The following is a 21,533-nucleotide window of genomic DNA, read 5'->3' on the forward strand; positions in this document are numbered from 1 at the left end:
AATGAAACAATTTTACAGTGTTTTTTTGATAGTTTTTGTATTGTCTTGTGGCAAAACAGAAGAAAATAAAACGCAGTTTGAGCTTTTATCTTCAGAAACAACAAACATTAATTTTAGTAACGATTTAACCTCTACAGATATTTTTAATGTCTATCGTTATCGTAATTTTTATAACGGTGGTGGTGTTGCAATTGGTGATGTAAATAATGACGGATTACAAGACATTTATCTCACAGCGAACTTAAAAGAAAATAAATTATTTTTAAATAAAGGTAATTTTAAGTTTGAAGATATTACTAAAAAAGCAAACGTTGGTGGAACAAAAGCATGGTCTACAGGAGTTTCTATGGTAGATATTAATGCAGATGGCTTTATAGATATTTATGTTTGTAATTCTGGTGATGTAGCAGGTGATAACAAACAAAATGAATTGTTTATTAATAATGGAGATGGAACTTTTTTAGAAAAAGCAGCTGAATATGGGTTAGCAGATTTAGGGTTTTCTACACATGCTTCTTTTTTTGATTATGATAAAGATGGAGATTTAGACGTGTATTTATTAAATAATTCTTATCAAGCTATTGGTAGCTTTAACCTTACCAAAAACGAACGACCAAATCGAGATGTTTTAGGTGGCGATAAATTGTTTGAAAATGTCAATAATCATTTTGTAGATGTTAGCGAGAAAGCAGGCATTTATGGAAGTATTATTGGGTTTGGTTTAGGAGTTACTGTAAGTGATTTAAATAATGATGGTTGGGAAGATATTTATGTATCTAATGATTTTTTTGAAAGAGATTACCTTTATATTAATCAACAAAACGGCACCTTTAAAGAGCAATTAACTAGCGCTATTAGTTCTATTAGTGGAGCTTCTATGGGAGCCGATGCAGCAGATATTAATAACGATGGTTTTACTGATATTTTTGTAACTGAAATGTTACCTAGTGAGTATGAAAGGTTAAAAACGGTAACCACTTTTGAAGATTGGAATAAATACCAATACAATCTTAAAAATGATTACTACCACCAGTTTACTCGAAATATGTTACAGTTAAATAACAGTGACGAAACCTTTAGTGAAGTGGGAAGATTTAGTGGTGTAGAAGCTTCAGATTGGAGTTGGGGAGCATTGTTTTTTGATATGAATAATGATGGATCTAAAGATTTATTTATAGCCAATGGTATTTATAAAGATTTAACAAATCAAGATTATTTACGCTATGTTTCTAATGAAGAAGTATTACAGTCTTTAGTAAAAGATAATAAAGTAGACTACAAAAAATTGATTGACATTATTCCTTCTAATAAAGTAAAAAACCATGCCTATATTAATAAAGGAAATCTCGCATTTGAACGTGAAAATAATGGACTAAATACAGAGGGATTTTCTAACGGTGCTGCTTACGGAGATTTAGATAATGATGGGGATATGGACTTGGTGGTAAACAATGTAAACATGCCATTATTTGTTTATAAAAACAATTTAGACACAAAGAAAACTAATTATGTAAAGCTTATTTTAAATGGTGATGGAGCTAATAAAAATGCTATTGGAGCAAAAATAAAATTAGCAACAAAATCTGGTAACTATTATTTAGAACAACAACCCGTTAGAGGTTTTCAATCTTCTATGGATAATAGACCAAACTTTGGCTTTAAAAATAAAGAAAATGTTAATTTAACAGTAACATGGCCTTCTGGTAAAAGAACTCAATTAGAAAATATTGAAGTAAATAAAACCTTAACATTATTTGAAAAAGATGCTGTAGCTGTTTTAAATAAAGACAAAAAAAAGAACAAAGAACTCTTTATTAAAGACAAAACTACACTTCAATTTGTACATAAAGAAAATAATTATAGTGATTTTAATGTAGATCGTTTGTTGCCATTTATGAGAAGTACAGAAGGACCAAAAATGGCAATAGCAGATATTAATAATGATGGAAAACAAGCTATTTTTATTGGTGGATCTAAAAACAATATAGCTTCATTATTTCTGCAGAATAATGATTCTTTTACACAAAGTAAAACATCAATTTTTGATAAACAAAAATCTGCAGAAGATACAGAAAGTCTCTTTTTTGACGCAGATGGCGATGGAGATTTAGATTTATATGTATGCAGTGGTAGTATAGAAACCTCTAAATACAGTGCCAATTATTTAGATAAATTATACCTAAATGATGGGAAAGGAAATTTCTCAATATCCAATCAAAAATTACCAAGTGCTACTAAATTTCATAGCACAAGTACAGTGATTGCTGCTGACATTGATAATGATAACGATTTAGATCTATTTGTAGGAGAAAGAGCTATTCCTAACTCTTATGGCCTTCCAGGTTCAGGGTTTTTATTAATCAATGATGGAAAAGGAAATTTTACAGAAAAAACTGAAAGTTTAGCACCTCAATTTAAAAACTTAGGTATGATTACGGATGCTATTTTTATAGACATTAATAAAAATGGATATGAAGATTTGGTGATTGTTGGAGAGTTTATGGGAATTGAAGTTTTTGAAAATAAAAAAGGAAGTTTCCAAAAATTAAAAGACAGTCCATTATCCCAAGTAAAAGGTTGGTTTAAAACGATTGAAAAAAGCGACTTGGATAATGATGGAGATTTAGACTTAATTCTAGGTAACCATGGCTTAAATAGTAGATTTAAAGCCAGTGTGAAACATCCTATAAAATTAATCCTAAACGATTTTGACAACAATAGATTTTTAGATCCAATTCTTTCTTTTACGGCAGAAAATGGAAAAGAGTATCCATATGCCTTACGTCATGATTTGTCAGATCAATTAAAATATTTAAGTAAAAAATTCCCTGATTATGAATCTTTTAAATCAGCAACAATTGAAGATATTTTTACAGAAGAACAACTTAAAGAAAGTACCGTTTTAGAAGTAAATACATTAAGCTCGATATTACTTATCAATCAAGGAGGTTTTAAATTTAAAATTCAAGAACTACCTACAGAAACACAGTTTTCACCAGTATATGCAATTGCTACAGCAGATTTTGACAAAGATGGTGATCAAGACCTTCTTTTAGGCGGAAATTTAAATGGCGTAAAACCTGAGTTTGGAAAATATGATGCTTCTTTTGGAAACTACTTAGAAAACTTAGGTAATCATCAATTCAAGTTTCATCAAACTGGAAAAGGATTAAAAATTAAAGGGCAAATACGAGATATTAAGGTATTGAACAACAAAGTTTTTATCACAAAAAATAACGATTCATTAGAAGTTTACAAATATTAATATGATAAAAAGAATAATTTTATTTTCTCTTATTATAATTGGTTGTACCAAAGATAAAACAGGAAAAGAAAGCATCGAAAAAGAACTATTTACTGAAGTAGCTTCTGAAGTTTCTGGCATTCATTTTTCAAATGATTTAATAGAAAAAGGAGACTTAAATATTATTGAATACTTGTATTATTATAATGGTGGTGGTGTTGCTTTAGGTGATATTAATAATGACGGATTAGACGATATTTATTTGACTGCAAATCAAAAACCAGATAAATTATATCTTAATCAAGGAAATTTAAAGTTTAAAGATATTTCATTAACAGGTAACATAAGTCAAGACAGCACTTGGTCTACAGGTGTTACCATGGTAGATATTAATAATGATGGTTTTTTAGATATTTATGTTTGTAAAGTAGGTAATTACAAGACTTTAAAAGCAACAAATGAGTTGTATATAAATAACGGAGATACCACTTTTACAGAAGAAGCAAAAAAGTATGGATTGGACTTTTCTGGTTTTTCTACACAGGCTTCTTTTTTTGATTATGACCAAGATGGAGATATGGATATGTATCTATTAAACCATTCTGTACACTCTACCTACTCTTATGGAAATGCTAAATTAAGAGAAAAATCAGATGTATTGGCTGGTGATCTATTATTTGAAAACACTACTGAAAAAGGTGCTATTAAATTTATAGATGTTACTAAAAAAGCAGGAATTTATAATAGTGCATTAGGATACGGATTGGCAATTGCAACTTCAGATTTTAATAATGATGGATTAATGGATATTTATGTGGGTAATGATTTTCATGAAAACGATTATTTATACATTAATAATGGAAACAAAACTTTTACAGAATCTACTGCAGATTACTTTACAAGTACTTCTAGATTTACTATGGGAGTTGATGTTGCAGACGTTAATAATGATAAAAAATTAGATTTAATTACTTTAGATATGATGCCTTATAAATCAGAAGTATTTCTGAAATCTGGTGGAGAAGATTCTGATAAGATTAATGAAATCAAAAAAACTTTTGGCTTTCAACAGCAATATGCTAGAAATCATTTACAAATAAATAAAGGAGCTCATTTTTCTGATGTGGCTTTATATTCTGGCGTTCACGCAACAGATTGGAGTTGGTCTCCTCTATTATTAGATTATAATAATGATGGGTTACAAGATATTTATATTACAAACGGAATTTACAAAAGACCAAATGATTTAGATTATGTAAACTACATAAGCAATGTAGATTTTGCAAAATACACTACTAATGAGCAAGATACTTTAGAAAAAAAATTGATTGAAACCATGCCTACTTTAGCGTTGGCTAATGTGTTATTTCAGAATAATGACAATCTAGATTTTACAAAAAAAGAGATCAATTCTAAGAAAAAAACGACGTATTCTAATGGTGCTGCTTATTCTGATTTAGATTTAGATGGCGATTTAGATATTGTAGTAAATAATTTGAATGAAAAAGCAACTTTACTAGAAAATAAAACAACAGCAACTAATTATGTTACTATAAATTTATTAGAAAAAGAGAACAACCTAAATACAAACGGTACAAAAGTATTTCTCTATGCTGGTCACAAATGTTTTTATAAAGAACAAACTACAGTTAGAGGATTTTTATCTAGTTCTACTAGAAAAGTGCATTTTGGATTAGGTAATTTAACATCTGTAGATTCTATAAAAATTGTTTGGAATGATGGTTCAGAAACGCTTCAAAAAGAAATTTCTTCTAGTAAAGAAATAACCATTAAAAAAGGAAAAACTTCTAAACATATTTTTGAAAAATCAGCAACAGACACACATACTGAATTTTCTTATAAACATATAGAAAATGGTTTTTTAGATTATGAAAGAGAAGCATTAATGCCAGAAAAACTATCTACAGAAGGTCCTTCTGTTGTTCAAGCAGATTTTAATGCAGATGGTTTAAAAGACCTGTTTATTGGTGGGGCAAGAAATCAAAAACCTGTTTTATATTTTCAAACTAAAGAGGGAAAATATAGAGTTCAAAACAATGCTGTTTTTGAAAAAGACAAAATATATGAAGATGTAGACGCAATTGCTTTTGATATTGATGCCGATAATGATTTAGACATTTATGCTTTAAGTGGCGGAAATGACTATAAAGAAGGCAACCCAATGTTAGAAGATCGTGTGTATATAAATGATGGAAAAGGTAATTTTACAAAATTAGATGCAAAATTATTAGCTACAAATGGAGGATCGGTTTCATCTTTTGATTTTAATAAAGATGGATTTGAAGATTTGTTTATTGGAAATAGGTCTATTCCTGGAGCTTATGGTTTATCACCATTTAGTTTTATTTTGAAAAATACAGGAAATAACAATTTTGAAATTGAAGTAAAGACTCGTTTTGGAATGGTAACCGATAGCCAATGGGCAGATTTAGAAAATGATGGAGAAATTGAATTAATAGTTGCTGGAGATTGGATGCCAATAACTGTTTTCTCTTATACAAAAGAAGGAAAGTTTGAAAACAAAACCAAAATAATGGGATTGGATAAAACCAATGGAATGTGGAATGTTATTAAAATAACAGATATTAATAAAGATGGGTTTTTAGATATATTAGGAGGAAATACAGGAACCAACTTTAAATGGACAGCTTCTCAAGATAATCCTGTAAAAATGTATTTAGATGATTTTGATGGAAACAATAAATTAGACCAAATTATTTTTTATAATTATTTTGGTATAGATGTTCCTTTTGCATCAAAAGATAAATTGGTACAACAAATACCTAAATTAAAAAAACAGTTTTTAAAATATTCAGCATTTTCGAAAGTAACATCTATTGAAGATCTAAATTTAAAAGATAAAAAATCTATTCTGGAAACTAAATTTATTTATGAATTACGTTCTATGTTATATCTAAATGATGGAAGTAAATTCACTCAAAAAGCGTTAGCAAAAGAAGCTCAATTAAGTACCATAGAAGATATTTATATAAATAATGGTGAAATTATTTATACTGGAAATTTTGATGGATTTGTAACGGAGCTAGGACAAAACAAGTCAAATTCAGGAGGCGTTTTATCTTTTACTGATAATGATATATATCAAAAAAGTGCCTTGCAATTACCTACAAAATTTATGGGAAGAAAAATTGTAAGACTAAATGATGAGGACTATTTAATTCTCTCTAATAACGGAAAATCATATATTTTAAATACTAAAAAATAGCCTAAACTAATATGAATAATTTATTAAAACCTTTACTTTTTATATCCATAATAGGAACTTTTATTGGTTGTCAAAAACCATCAGAACCTATAGAAATTAGTACAAACACATATCATGCATCTGTAGATAAAGTAACAAATATTATGATTCATGATATTTTTTCGCCACCAGTAGCAAGTAGAATTTATGCATATCCTAATGTAGCTGCATATGAAATTTTAGTGCAAAATGATTCTATTCATACCTCTTTAGAAAACACATTAAATGGATTAACATCTATTCCTAAACCAGCAAAAGCAGATCAAGTAAATTTAAATGTGGCAGCATTAATTGCACACATGGAAATAAGTAAAATGTTAGTTTTTTCTGAAGATAAGCTAAACGTTTTAAAAGATAGTTTGTATCAAAAATGGAATAACACAAATGAACAAGAGTTTGTAAATTCTAAAGAATATGCTTTAAAAGTTGTAAAACATATTAAAAAGTGGATGGATGCAGATAATTACAATCAGACCAGAACAATGCCAAAATTTACGGTAGACACAGATGATGCCTCTAGGTGGCAACCTACCCCACCAGCTTATATGGATGGAATAGAACCTCATTGGGATAAAATTAGGCCTTTTATTTTAGAAACTGCTTCACAATTTAAGCCGATACCTCCACCAAAATTTTCAATGGATAAAAATTCTGATTTTTATAAAGAACTAATAGAAGTCTATAATATAAGCCAGGAAATAACAAAAGAAGGAGATAAATCTGAAGCGATTGCAATCGCTCAATTTTGGGATTGTAATCCGTTTGTTTCTGTAACTAGAGGACATTTTATGTTTGCCACAAAAAAGATTTCTCCAGGTGCACATTGGATAGGAATCGTTAAAATAGCCTCAAAAAAAACCAATTTAAATTTAATGGAAACGGTAAATGCATATACCAAAACATCTTTGGCAATTGCAGATGGGTTTATTAGTTGTTGGGATGAAAAATACAGAAGTAATTTAGTGCGTCCAGAAACGCTAATAAATCAAAATATAGATCCAGATTGGCTTCCAATTTTACAAACACCTCCTTTTCCAGAATATACAAGTGGGCATTCTGTAGTTTCAGGAGCAGCATCAACAGTATTAACAGCTATTTTTGGTAATGATTTTGCTTTTGATGATGATACTGAAGTTCAATTTGGTTTACCTATAAGAAGTTTTAAATCTTTTAATGCCGCAGCAGATGAAGCAGCAATTAGTAGAATGTATGGAGGTATTCATTTTAGAGCTGCTGTTGAAGTTGGTGTTAAGCAAGGTAGAGATTTAGGAGAATTTGTTGTTCATAAACTAAGCATTAAATAGTTGATTTAATTTTCTAAAAATCGAAACATTTTCGACTTAAAAATGGTGAAATTATATTAAAACCTTACCAAGCAATTACTTGTAAAATAAATTAAGAACTGTATTATGAAAAAAATTAATTCTCATTTATTATTATTATTAATATTAGCTACATTTATTCTATCTGCATGCAGCACTTCAGAAAAAAGCACTTCTGTTACTTCACCAGATAAAAACATTACTGTTGAATTTGCTTTATCAAAAACTGGAGAGCCAATCTATTTTGTAATACATAAAAACAAGACAGTAATTGACACCTCTTCAATCAGTTTTGATTTTAAAAATTTACCTTCTTTAAAAAAGAATTTTAAAATAGTAAAAACAACAACAGGAAGCATAGATGAAACATGGCAAATGCCTTGGGGTGAACAAATAAATGTTAGAAATAATTACAATGAATTAGTTGTTTTTTTAGAAGAACAAACCAAAGATAAAAGACAATTAAATATTCACTTTAAAGTGTATAATGATGGGTTAGGGTTTCGATATGAATTTCCTGAACAAGCGAACTTAAAAGAAGTTTTAATTACAGATGAAAACACAGAATTCAATTTAACTGGAGATCATAAAGTATGGTGGATTCCTGGAGATTGGGATATTTATGAGCATTTATATAACAAAACAAAAATTTCTAAAATTGATGCGCTTTCAAAAAGAAATCACGAAAACTTATCTGCAACTTATATTCCTGAAAATGCAGTAAATACGCCGGTAACAATGAAAACTGATGATGGTTTATATCTAAGTTTTCATGAAGCAGATTTAACTAATTATTCAGGTATGACTTTAAAAGTTGATACAGAGAACTTGAGTATGACAAGTGAATTAGTTGGTTCAGAACGATTGGGAGGAAAAGCAAAAGTAACATTACCTTTTACGACTCCTTGGCGAACAATTCAAATTGCCGAAAAAGCTGGCGATTTAATTGAGTCTAAAATGACATTAAATCTTAATGACCCTAATGAGATAGGAGACGTTAGTTATTTTACCCCAATGAAATATGTAGGAATTTGGTGGGAAATGCATATTGGAAAATCTACTTGGGACTTAGAAGGAAGTCAAGACATGAATACTTTTACAACGGGTAAAGTAGGAACTTCAAGACACGGAGCTAACACAAAAAATGCGAAAAAATATATAGATTTTGCTTCACAAAATGGCATTAAAGGACTTTTAGTTGAAGGATGGAATACGGGATGGGATAAATGGATAAGCAATGATAGAGAAGGTGTTTTTGATTTTATGACACCTTATGCAGACTATAATTTTGAGGAAGTAATGGCATATGCCAAAGAAAAAGGTGTTGAAGTAATTATGCACCATGAAACTTCTGCTGCACCACTAACCTATGAAAAACAAATGGATGTTGCTTACGATTTTATGAAAGCTAATAACATCAATTCAGTTAAAACTGGTTATGTAGGTAAAATAATTCCAAAAGGAGAATATCATCATGGTCAATGGATGGTAAATCACTATCATAAGGTATTGGTTGAGGCTGCTAAAAAGAAAATTGCAGTTAATGCGCACGAACCAATTAAAGCAACAGGTAAAAGAAGAACTTATCCTAATGCGATTGCAAGAGAAGGATTAAGAGGGCAAGAATTTAATGCCTGGGCAACAGATGGGGGTAACCCTCCAAATCATATACCAACCGTTGCATTTACAAGAATGCTATCAGGTCCAATAGATTTTACACCAGGAGTTTTTAATATAAAATTTAATGAGTTCAAAAAAGAAAACCAAGTAAATACTACTCTAGCACATCAATTGGCTTTGTATGTAGTTATATATAGTCCAATTCAAATGGCTTGCGACTTACCAGAACATTACATGGCTAATGGAAAAGTACATCCTGCATTTCAATTTATTACCGATGTTGGAGTAGATTGGCAACAGACTAAGGTCTTAAGTGGCGAAATTGGAGAATATGTTACCATTGCTCGAAAAGAAAAGGAAACTGGAAATTGGTTTATTGGAGGAATTACAGATGAAAATGAAAGAATTGAATCTTTAACTTTTGATTTTTTAGAAGAAGGAAAAAAATATAAAGCGATTGTATATAAAGACTCTGAAGATTCAGACTGGAATACCAATCCAGAGGCTTATAAAATTGAAGAAATAGAAATAACGAAAGCAGCTACTTTAGATATAAAATTAGCATCAGGTGGTGGTTTTGCAATTAGCCTTTTAAAAGAATAAAAAAAACATACTTAACAACTAAAACTAAATAATAGATGAAACTAAAAAAACCAAGTTTATCCTTTTGGCAAATTTTTAATATGAATGTTGGTTTTTTAGGAATTCAATATAGTTTTGGTTTACAGCAAACCGCTATAAATCCAATTTTTTTATATTTAGGAGCTCCAGAAGATATGCTGCCTATTTTAAATATTGCTGGCCCAGTTACTGGGTTAATTATTCAGCCTATTATTGGAGCCATGTCAGATAAAACATGGTCTAATCGCTGGGGTAGACGAAAACCTTATTTTTTAATTGGTGCTTTAATGGGTAGTTTATGTTTATTTGTCTTTCCTCATAGTCCTATTCTTTGGTTTGCTGTTGGTTTATTATGGCTTTTAGATGTAGGTAACAATATGGCTATGGAACCTTATAGAGCATTTGTAGGAGATAAATTACCAGAAAAGCAATTAAGTATGGGGTATCAAATGCAAAGTTTATTTGTTGGTGCAGGTATTTTATTAGCAAATGGGTCTATTGTTTTATTTCAATATTGGTTTGGGGGTGAGTCTGTTGAGTCTGCAGGAGTCATACCACAATGGTTATATTATTCTTTTTACATAGGTGCTTTCTTGTCTTTAACTACTATTTTATGGTCCGTTTTTAAAACTCCAGAAATTCCACCTAGTGACAAGGAACTAGCAGACATTAATGCTATTAAAGCTTTACCTATTAGCCAACGTATATCACAACCATTTTCAGAGATTGCAGAAGCTATAAAAAAGATGCCAAAATTCATGTGGAAAATTGGAGCCGTTTATCTATTTCAATGGTATGCTCTTTTTATTTACTGGCAGTTTACAACACCATTATTTAAATTAACACTTGGGTTCTCTACATCCGAAGCTGCTTCACAAGCGGCTAAAATGAGTTTAACTTACAATATTGTTACTATGGTGGTTGCTTTAGCTTTAGTGCCTTTAACACTTCGTTTTGGCGGTAAAAAAATATATGCTATAAGTTTAATTGGTACTGCAATTGCTTTATTTTCCATACCCTATATTTCAGACCCAATGCTGGTATTGGCACCAATGGTATTATTTGGTATTGGTTGGGCAGCAATGATGGGAATTCCTTACACGATGGTTTCAAAAATTGTACCTCAAGACAAAAGAGGTGTTTATATGGGTATTTTAAATATGATGATCGTAATACCTATGTTTATTCAGACGTTAACTTTTGGTCCGATCTATAAATATTTACTTGGAGGAAATGCAATAAATGCAATGCTTTTTGCAGGTGTATTTTTTGCTATTGCAGCTTTTTTAGCATTCCGTTTAAATGAATCGAAATCAATTATCGAAGAATAATTTAATACAATTTAACCATGAAAAATCTAGGCATTAAAATCTCTATTTATCTTAACTATTTTGTTTTTGCTATTTTATTAAATAGTGTTGGTATCGTTATAGAAAAATCTATTGATGTTTATAGAGTAAGTGAATCTCAAGCTTCCGTTTTAGAAGCTTTTAAAGACTTACCCATTGCTTTAGTTTCTTTTTTAATTGCCTCTTTTCTACCTCGATTTGGTTATAAAAAAGCGATGCTAACAGCCTTAGCAATTGTGTTTTTTGGTTGCCTATACATGATATTTGGAAATACTTTTTATCATACAAAAGTTTTATTTTTATCCATAGGTGTTAGTTTTGCTTTAATAAAATTATCTGTTTACTCGCTTATAGGGGTTCTAACAGATTCAAAAAAAGAGCATGCTTCAATGATGAGTTCTATTGAAGGTTTTTTTATGGTAGGTATTGCTTTCGCTTATTTTTTATTCCCTGTTTTTTATTCTGATGATGAAAACTCATGGTTAAATGTATATTATCTTTTATGCGGACTTATATTAATCTCATTTATATTTCTTCTCTTTTCTAAAATAGAATATAAAGTAGAAGTCATAGGGTCTAGTTTAAAAGAAGACTTAATGGAATCTGTTAAATTAATTATTGTTCCACTAGTTTTAGTTTTTATCATTTCTGCTTTTTTGTTTGTAATGATAGAGCAAGGAATTATGACGTGGTTACCAACTTTTAATAAGAAAATATTTAACTTTAGTTCTGTGTTAAGCGTTCAAATGGCTAGTATATTGGCACTTTCTCTAGCGCTTGGTAGATTTATTGCAGGTTTTTTAACCAAACATATTAATTGGGTGGTTTTGGTCATTGTATGTGTTGTTATTTCTGGAGGGATTCTTCTTTATATTTTACCTCAATTACGAGGAGATATAGAATCTATAGGAGAAATTACAAGCTTATCTGAAGTGCCATTATTAGGATTTATTTTACCATTAATAGGGCTATTTATTGCTCCTATTTATCCATTATTAAATTCTACTGTACTAAGTTCTTTGCCAAAAAGTTTACACTCACCAATGTCTGGTTTAATTATTATATTTTCTGCATTAGGCGGAACAATTGGCTCTAGAGTTGTTGGCGAATTATTTGAAACTATAGGTGGTGCAAGTGCTTTTTACTTCCTGTTAATCCCAATGACCTTACTAATAATTTTTGTACTACTAATTGATAGAATGTCTAAAAAACAAACCCTTTTAAAGGCATGATTTTTCAATTAAATATAGAAGATACTTTAAGTAAATTATTACAGCAAGAAGATACAGATGGTGATAAAAAAATTACTATTGAAGATAAAGGACCTAAATCATTTGAGTTAGTTTCTAAGAATGGTAAAAAGTATATTGTAAATAATACATATCATTTATCTAATCTATTACAGGAGTTAGTGATTTCAAAAAATGAAGGTTTAATAACTGCACAAATTCCTTTAAATCATATAGAAGAGTTACCAGTAGATAGGGTTTCTAGAATGATAAAAGATTATTTTTGGAACGGATTAACAAGAACTCTTGATGAAAAAGGGATTAAAAATCTAATAAACGATTCTAAAAATGAAGCTCTTATCTCTAATAATTTAAGAGTATATATTCCTTTTAAGGATGAAATTGCATTTAAATATTATAAAAAATTAGAAAGCACTTTTCCTATAGAAGCAATTAAACTTCCTGAAAAAATAACGCCAAAATTTGTAAAAAATATAAACACAAAACCCGGTATTTTATCGTTAAAATTAGAAGAAGAAAACGAAAAAATTAGCGGAATACCTTTTGTTGTTCCCGGAGGACGTTTTAATGAAATGTATGGTTGGGATAGTTATTTTCAATCTATAGGTTTAATTATAGATGGTAAAGTTACGCTCGCAAAAGCTGCTGCAGAACACTTTCAATATGAAATTGAGCATTATGGAAAAATATTAAATGCAAATAGATCTTATTACCTAACAAGAACACAACCTCCATTTTATTCAAGTTTAATAACAGAAGTTTTTGAAGTAACTGATGATAAAAAATGGCTAAAGAGTAATTTAATAACCGCTATTTTTGAATATGAAACCGTTTGGATGACAGCAGGAAACCGTCTTACAAAAAACGGATTAAATCGTTATTTAGCTGAAGGTATTGGTATGCCACCTGAATGTGAAGAAGGTCATTTTGACGCTATAGTAAAACCTTTTGCTGATGAAATTAAACTTTCAATCGGTCTTTATTTAGAAAAGTATCAACTAGGTGAAATAAAAAACAAAACACTAGACACTTATTTTATAAATGATAGAAGTGTTCGTGAATCTGGTCATGATACCTCCTATCGTATTGATGGTAATTGTGCAGATTTAAATTTGGTAGAACTAAATGCGTTGCTTTTTAAATATGAAACTGATTTTGCCGCATTAATTAAAGATGAATTTAATGATAAATTAGTAGTTAATTCAAAAACATATACGAGTTCTTATTGGCTAGAAAAAGCAAAAAACCGACAAGAAAAAGCAAATCATTACTTGTGGAATGAAACGAAGGGGCTTTATTTAGATTATAATTTTAAAACAACCAAACAATCAAATTTTATAGCTGCTACAACATTTACACCTCTTTGGAGTAAAATGGCGTCACAAGAACAAGCAGAAAGTCTTGTTAAAAATATATTACCACTACTTATAGAACAAGGAGGAATTGCTGGAAGTACAAAAGAGAGTATTGGTTTAATTTCAAATGAAAGACCACAACGACAATGGGATTATCCTAATGGTTGGGCTCCACATCAAATGTTAATTTGGAAAGGTTTAATAAACTATGGATTTATAGATGCAACACAAGAGTTAATCTATAGATGGTTATATATGATTACAAAAAATGCTGTAGATTATAATGGCACAATTCCAGAGAAATACGATGTTTTAGAAGCTACTCATAAAGTTTTTGCTGAATATGGAAATGTGGGTACTGACTTTGAATATATTACGCAAGAAGGTTTTGGTTGGATGAACGCTTCGTATCAATATGGGTTATCTTTATTAAAAAAAGAATACGTTACCAGTTTAAATAACCTAATTCATCCAAAAATAATTTTTTAAAAATGAATTCACTAAAGCTCATTTTAACTAATATTAAATACTTTTCAGTAGTATGGGTCTTTAGTTCTTTAAATTTTATCGTTGGTACTTGGATATTATACATCCCTTATGTAAAAACAAAGTTGAGTTTAAACGATTCTCAGATAGGGTTTGCATTATTCTGTTTAGCTTTAGGAATTTTAACTTTCCTCCCATTGGTTCCTTATTTAAGTAAAAAAATAGGATTGGGTCGTTTAACCTTTTTTGCAATTGTGCTTTTTGCACTTGCATTTATATTCCCTGTATTAATGCCAGATTACGTTTCATTATGTATATCATTATTTATAGTTGGTGTTTTTACTGGAATAACAGATATTGCAATGAATGCTTTAGTTTCTGAAATTGAAAAAAAGGAGAAAGTTAATATCATGTCTGCAGCACATGGCTTTTTTAGTTTAGGAGGCGTTTTAGGTGCAGCTTTGGGTAGTCTTTTAATGCCAATATTCAATTTACCTGTATATCATATGATTACAGTAGCTGTTCTTATTATATTTTTAAATATTCTGTTAGTCAAAAATTATTTTTCTGTATCAGAAGAGCAGCATTTAAAACAGAAAAATAAGTATTCTTTTACTATAATTAAACCATTAATAGCGATTGCATTTATAGCTTTTGTAATTATGAGCAGTGAAGGTGCAATAGAACACTGGAGCAGTCTTTATCTAATTGAAGTAGTAAAAATCACCCAACAAAACCTTGCAGGTTCAGGGTTTATTATTTTTTCTGTGATGATGACTATTGGTCGTTTTTTTGGAGATGGAATTAGTGCTAAAATAGGCTCAATAAAAATAATTGTTTTAGGCTGTATTTTAGCAAGTATTGGTTATTTATGTATTCTTGCTGGGCAGTTAACAATCACACTTTTAGGGTTCAGTATCGTAGGTTTAGGGCTTTCTGTTATTATTCCAGAATTATTTAGAATTGCAGGTAAAGTTAAAGGCGTAAAAGCCTCTGTAGGTATTTCAATTGTTTCAGGAATTGGTTTTTCTGGCTTTCTATTAGGCCCCGTTGTTCTAGGCTATATATCAAACACCTATAATTTAAAAATAAGCTTTTTAACATTGTTACTATTAACCTTTTTTGCTTTGTTAATCGCAGGTTTAAACTTCAGAAAAGAAAAAAATAGTTAGATATTCTTGATAAATATCGATTTACTAAAACGTTTTCGCTAGATAATAAGCGCTTTATTTTAAAAAAAAAGACCCTTATAAAAACATAATTGTACGTTTATACTAAATATAAAAATAAGTAACTAAAAAAGTTAGAAATTTTGAATAATATAGACATATTATGTGTTGGAGAAGTCCTTATTGATTTTATAGGTCATCAATCTGGAGTACTTATAAACAACACTAGAGATTATCATAGATATTTAGGTGGCTCACCCACTAATGTTGCAATGAATTTTGCTAGACTAGGTTTAAAGCCAGTAATGATTTCTTCTATTGGAGATGATGGTTTTGGTGAATACATTTTAAAAAGACTTACAGAAGCTAATATTAGTACAAATAATATTAAAAGATTAGAGCATATACCTACAAGCGTAATTTTTGTTTCTAGGTCTGAAAGCACCCCAGAATTTATTCCTTTTAGAGCAGCAGATTATCACATTACTGAAGATCAAATACCTACTGAAATACTTAAAAAAATCAATATATTTCATACAACTTGTTTTGCTTTAAGTAAAGAACCTGCACAAACTACTATCTTAAAAAAGGCTGAAGAAGCATATAATTTAGGCTGTAAACTTAGTATAGATTTAAATTATGCTAAGAAGTTGTGGGCGAGTCAAGAACAAGCACTACATGTAATTAAAACCTATTGCAAGTTTAATCCATTAATTAAAATTAGTGAAGATGATATGTTGAGGCTTTTTGAAAAAGAACTTCCTCATGAAGAAATTTTTCAATACTTCCATAAGCAAGGCGTAGAAACGGTATGCTTAACGCTAGGTAGTAATGGGGTTAAATTGTCTCAAATTGGAAAAGAAATTATTCAGTTACCAGCCATAAAAATTGAAAAAGTGGTAGATACTACAGGCGCAGGAGATGCTTTTTGGTCAGGATTTTTATTCGCTTACATAAAAGAAAAGCCAATAGAAGAATGTTTACAAGTAGCCTTAAAATTAGCTGCTTTAAAACTCCAAAATGTAGGTAGGCTTCCAGATAACATTAATATTTTATCTAAACTTTTATAAGTTTCTTTTATTAAACTTCATCAATCTTATGCAAAACGAAAACAGCAAAATTATCTCTAATGGAGTAATGCTAAACTCTTACCCAGATAGTATTGGGCATAAATTAAGTGATACCGTAAATATGCTTCAAAATGAAGCCTTCAAAGACGTGTTTTCTTTGTTTTATGTATTGCCAACTTTTTTTAATAGCGATTTAGACAGAGGTTTTTCTGTAATAGATTATAACTTAAATAAAGAATTAGTTTCTAAAGCAGATTTAATCGCACTAGAAAAGTTGAACATTAAATTAAAATTTGATATTGTTTTAAACCATTTATCTGTTAATTCTCCACAATTTAAAGACTTATTGTTGAATGGTGAGAAATCTAAATACAAAGATTTTTTTATAAATTGGAACACTTTTTGGCAAGAAAACGGAACAAAAAATGAAGATGGAATTGTACTACCAAAAGAAGAGTTTCTTACTAAATTATTTATGAGAAAATCTGGACTTCCTATTTTAAAAGTTCCTTTTCCAGATGGCACAGAAAAACCCTATTGGAACACCTTTTATCAAGAAATAAACTATAAAAAAATTACGCTTTCTGATTTACACTCTTTTCAAAAGCTATCGAACCTCGACAAAGAAGATATTTGTAAAAAAATAAACAAAGCAATAGAAAACAAAGAAGATTTTTCAACTTTAAGTTTTGATAACAACGATAATTTAAAATCTGATATTTTAAAATTAATTGAAACAAAGAAAACTTTTTTAGGACAAATGGATGTAAATGCCAAATCTGAATTGGTTTGGGATTTTTACGAAGAAACTTTAGCAAAAGTAAAAAGCTTTGGCTGTAAAATTTTACGTTTAGATGCCTTTGCGTATTTACATAAAGAAATTGGACAAACTAATTTTTTTAACAAACCAGGAACTTGGAATTATCTAGATCGAATTAATGAAATTGCAAAAAAGAACGACTTAATTCTTTTACCAGAAATTCATGCAGAATATGGTATAAATCTACACGATGAAGTTGCAAAAAAAGGGTATCAAATTTATGATTTTTTCTTACCTGGCTTAATGATTCATACCTTAGAAAAATCCTCTAATAAAGCAATTATAACTTGGGCAAAAGAAATTATAGCCAAAGGTTATAAAACAGTAAATATGTTAGGTTGCCATGATGGAATTCCTGTTTTAGATTTAAAAGGAAAAGAAGTTAATGGAACTTATAACAAAGGTTTGTTAGAAGATACTGAAATAGAAGCTATAATGAACACAATTATAGAACGCGGTGGAAGAGTAAAAAACTTATACGACCCTTCAGGAAATAAAATTTCTTATTACCAAGTTAATGCAACTTTTTTTAGCGCTTTAGGCGAAGACGAAAAAAAATTATTACTAGCTAGAGCTATTCAAATGTTTATGCCTGGTATCCCACAAGTTTGGTATTTAGATCTTTTTGCAGGAAAAAACAATTATGCAGCTGCAGACAAAGGAGGAAGTGGTGGTCATAAAGAAATTAATAGAACAACCTTAACAAATAAAGACATAGAGGAAGGTCTTAAAAAAGACATTGTTTTAAATCAACTCAAAATAATGCGATTAAGAAACACATCTAATGCTTTTCTAGGCAACATTAAAATTAATAATTCTAATGAAAACGAATTAGATATTATCTGGGAAAATGACAAAGAATTTGCACAGCTAAAAGCAAATCTTACAACGTGTACTTTTGTAATAACTTTTTCAGAAAATGAAATAACTACAAAAATGAATTTTTAAACACTATTTCAACCTATTATTCTTTGTTTATTTAATTTCCTCTTAAATGAAAAACCTATATTTGTAAGTTAAACGAGCAAAAAATCATTTATGAGCGATTCTAGAAAAAGACACGAAGCTTTACTATATCACGCAAAACCAAAACCAGGAAAAATTGAAGTTGTTCCTACTAAGAAATATGCTACTCAGCACGATTTAGCTTTAGCATATTCTCCAGGAGTTGCTGAGCCTTGTTTAGAAATTGCAAAAGACAAAAACAACGCATATAAATATACAGCTAAAGGAAACTTAGTTGCTGTAATTTCTAACGGAACTGCCGTTTTAGGTTTGGGAGATATTGGCCCAGATGCTTCTAAACCAGTAATGGAAGGAAAAGGATTACTGTTTAAAATTTTTGCAGATATAGATGTTTTTGATATTGAAGTAGACGCAACTGATGTAGAACTTTTTATACAAACTGTAAAAGCAATTGCTCCTACTTTTGGAGGTATTAATTTAGAGGATATTAAAGCCCCTGAAGCTTTTGAAATAGAAAGAAGATTAAAAGAAGAACTAGACATACCGGTAATGCATGATGACCAGCATGGAACAGCAATTATCTCTGCTGCTGCGCTAAAAAATGCGATTGATATTACAGAAAAAGATATTAGTAAAGTAAAAATTGTTGTTAACGGGGCTGGAGCAGCTGCAATTTCTTGTACACGTTTATACCTAAAACTAGGTGTAAAAAGAGAAAATGTTGTTATGTGTGACAGTAAAGGTGTTATTAGAAAAGATAGAGGTAATCTAACATCGCAAAAAGCAGAATTTGCAACTGATAAAGATTTAAATACTTTAGATGAAGCAATGCATAATGCTGATGTTTTTATTGGTTTATCTAAAGGAAACATAGTTTCTCCAGAAATGCTTTTATCGATGGCAAAAGACCCAATAGTATTTGCTATGGCAAATCCTGTTGCAGAAATAGAATACGACTTAGCTGTTGCCACAAGAAAAGATATTATTATGGCTACGGGTAGATCAGACCATCCTAACCAAGTAAATAATGTACTTGGATTTCCATTTATTTTTAGAGGAGCTTTAGATGTTAGAGCAACAAAAATTAATGAAGAAATGAAAATGGCTGCAGTACATGCTTTAGCAAATTTAGCTAAGAAATCTGTACCAGAACAAGTAAATATTGTTTACGACGAGGTTAGTTTAACTTACGGACGAGAATATATTATTCCAAAACCATTTGACCCAAGATTGATTTATGAAATTCCACCTGCAATAGCAAAAGCTGCAATGGATTCTGGTGTTGCATTAGAACCAATCACAGATTGGGATAAGTATCGTGAAGAATTAATGGAAAGATCTGGTTCTGGAAGTAAAGAAATTAGACTGCTACATAACAGAGCAAAAAACAATAAAAAACGAATAATTTTTGCTGAAGCAGATCATTTAGATGTTTTAAAAGCTGCTCAAAGAGTACATGAAGAAAGAATTGGAAATGTTATTTTATTAGGACGTAAGGAGGTTATTTTAGAACTAAAAGAAGAAATTGGTTTTACAGATGATGTGCCAATTATGGACCCAAAAACCGATGAAGAAACAGAACGCAGAGGACGTTTTGGAGAAATTTATTGGAAAAACAGACAGCGAAAAGGAAGAACTCTTTCTGAAGCAAAAAAATTAATGCGAGAACGTAATTATTTTGCTGCTATGATGATAAATGAGGGAGAGGCAGATGCGTTAATTACCGGATACTCAAGGCCTTATCCTTCTGTAGTAAAACCAATATTAGAATTAATTGAAAAAGACAAAGGTGTTCAAAAAATTGCTGCCTGTAATTTAATGCTAACAAAACAAGGTCCGTTATTTTTAGCAGACACTACAATTAACATAAATCCTACGGCAAAAGACTTGGTTAAAATATCACAAATGACTGCTAATTTTGTGAAGATGTTTGGCATGAAACCAAATATGGCAATGGTTTCTTTTTCTAATTTTGGATCTTCAAATTCTGATACCTCTAAAAAAATAAGTGAAGCTGTTTCTTATTTACACCGTCATTTTCCAGACACCGTTATTGATGGAGAAATTCAAGCAGATTTTGCTTTAAATCCAGAAATGTTAGCAAAAGAGTTTCCTTTTTCTAAATTAAATGGAAAAAAAGTGAATGTTTTAATCTTTCCAAACCTAGAATCAGCAAACATTACCTACAAATTATTAAAACAATTAAACCAAGCAGAATCTATTGGTCCAATAATTTTAGGGTTAAGTAAACCTGTACATATTCTACAATTAGGATCTAGTGTTGATGAAATGGTAAATATGGCTGCTTTAGCTGCTGTTGATGCCCAAGAAAAAGAAAAAAGAAACAACAAATAAAAATTGTTACTTTAGAAGCCTAAAAAAATAGTTGTATGATTACACAAATTAGAGGAAGAATTGTAGAGAAAAACCCAACAGATGTTGTTGTAGATTGTAATGGTGTAGGCTATTTATTACATATTTCTCTAAATACATTTTCTAGCTTACCAGATGATGAAGCTGTTGTTTTATACACACATTTATCCATTAGAGAAGATGCACACACACTTTTTGGGTTTATTAGTAAAACTGAAAGAGAAGTTTTTAAATTATTGATTTCTGTTTCTGGTGTAGGACCAAGTATTGCAAGAACCATGTTGTCTTCTATGACATCAGAGGAAATACAAAATGCAATTGCAACAGAAAACGTTGCTTTAATACAATCTGTAAAAGGAATTGGAGTAAAAACAGCACAAAGAGTTATTGTAGATTTAAAAGATAAGATTTTAAAAACGTTTGATATAGATGAAGTTTCTGTTCATACAAGCAATACTAATAAAGATGAAGCGTTATCTGCTTTAGAGGTTTTAGGCTTCCAAAGAAAACAATCTGATAAAATTATTTCTGCAATCATAAGGGAAAATACAGATGCTTCTGTAGAACAATTAATAAAATTAGCACTAAAAAGCTTATAATCA

Annotated in this window: 12 protein-coding genes; all 12 read left to right on the forward strand. The window is 29.9% G+C overall.

All coding sequences use genetic code 11. The annotated features are described in order from the left end of the window. The first annotated feature begins 1 nt into the window (after position 1). Positions 2-3,265, forward strand: coding sequence for a CRTAC1 family protein (locus tag BTO04_RS09495; RefSeq protein WP_087564266.1), 3,264 nt, complete (start codon positions 2-4; stop codon positions 3,263-3,265). A gap of 1 nt (position 3,266) precedes the next feature. Next, complete coding sequence (locus tag BTO04_RS09500) at positions 3,267-6,491, forward strand: VCBS repeat-containing protein (RefSeq protein ID WP_087564267.1); 3,225 nt, start codon at positions 3,267-3,269, stop codon at positions 6,489-6,491. A gap of 11 nt (positions 6,492-6,502) precedes the next feature. Continuing rightward, positions 6,503-7,834, forward strand: coding sequence for a vanadium-dependent haloperoxidase (locus BTO04_RS09505; RefSeq protein WP_087564268.1), 1,332 nt, complete (start codon positions 6,503-6,505; stop codon positions 7,832-7,834). Positions 7,835-7,939: 105 nt separating this feature from the next. Further along, entirely contained in the window at positions 7,940-10,075 is a 2,136-nt protein-coding gene (locus tag BTO04_RS09510; RefSeq protein WP_087564269.1) for a glycoside hydrolase family 97 protein, read from the forward strand. Between the two features lie 35 nt (positions 10,076-10,110). Further along, the gene (locus BTO04_RS09515; RefSeq protein ID WP_087564270.1) at positions 10,111-11,424 is read left to right on the forward strand and encodes an MFS transporter; all 1,314 of its coding nucleotides are present in this window, start codon (positions 10,111-10,113) and stop codon (positions 11,422-11,424) included. Between the two features lie 17 nt (positions 11,425-11,441). Further along, positions 11,442-12,674 (forward strand): sugar MFS transporter, encoded by a 1,233-nt coding sequence (locus BTO04_RS09520; protein WP_087564271.1) that lies wholly within the window; start codon positions 11,442-11,444, stop codon positions 12,672-12,674. Then, on the forward strand, positions 12,671-14,536 hold the full coding sequence (locus BTO04_RS09525; RefSeq protein ID WP_087564272.1) for an alpha,alpha-trehalase: 1,866 nt from the start codon (positions 12,671-12,673) through the stop codon (positions 14,534-14,536). The genes BTO04_RS09520 and BTO04_RS09525 overlap by 4 nt, the downstream gene beginning before the upstream one ends. Positions 14,537-14,538: 2 nt before the next feature. Beyond that, positions 14,539-15,705 (forward strand): MFS transporter, encoded by a 1,167-nt coding sequence (locus BTO04_RS09530; RefSeq protein ID WP_087564273.1) that lies wholly within the window; start codon positions 14,539-14,541, stop codon positions 15,703-15,705. 137 nt (positions 15,706-15,842) lie between these two features. Beyond that, positions 15,843-16,772 carry a carbohydrate kinase family protein gene (locus tag BTO04_RS09535; protein ID WP_087564274.1) on the forward strand — a complete coding sequence of 310 codons (930 nt, stop codon included), beginning with the start codon at positions 15,843-15,845 and terminating at the stop codon, positions 16,770-16,772. 28 nt (positions 16,773-16,800) lie between these two features. Beyond that, positions 16,801-18,540, forward strand: coding sequence for a glycosidase (locus BTO04_RS09540; RefSeq protein WP_087564275.1), 1,740 nt, complete (start codon positions 16,801-16,803; stop codon positions 18,538-18,540). A 90-nt stretch (positions 18,541-18,630) separates the two neighbouring features. Continuing rightward, on the forward strand, positions 18,631-20,913 hold the full coding sequence (locus BTO04_RS09545) for an NADP-dependent malic enzyme (protein WP_087564276.1): 2,283 nt from the start codon (positions 18,631-18,633) through the stop codon (positions 20,911-20,913). A 35-nt stretch (positions 20,914-20,948) separates the two neighbouring features. Next, positions 20,949-21,530, forward strand: coding sequence for a Holliday junction branch migration protein RuvA (ruvA, locus tag BTO04_RS09550; protein WP_087564277.1), 582 nt, complete (start codon positions 20,949-20,951; stop codon positions 21,528-21,530). The last annotated feature ends 3 nt before the right edge of the window (positions 21,531-21,533 follow it).

The sequence above is a fragment of the Polaribacter sp. SA4-10 genome (genome assembly GCF_002163835.1).
In the GTDB taxonomy this organism is placed as follows: domain Bacteria; phylum Bacteroidota; class Bacteroidia; order Flavobacteriales; family Flavobacteriaceae; genus Polaribacter.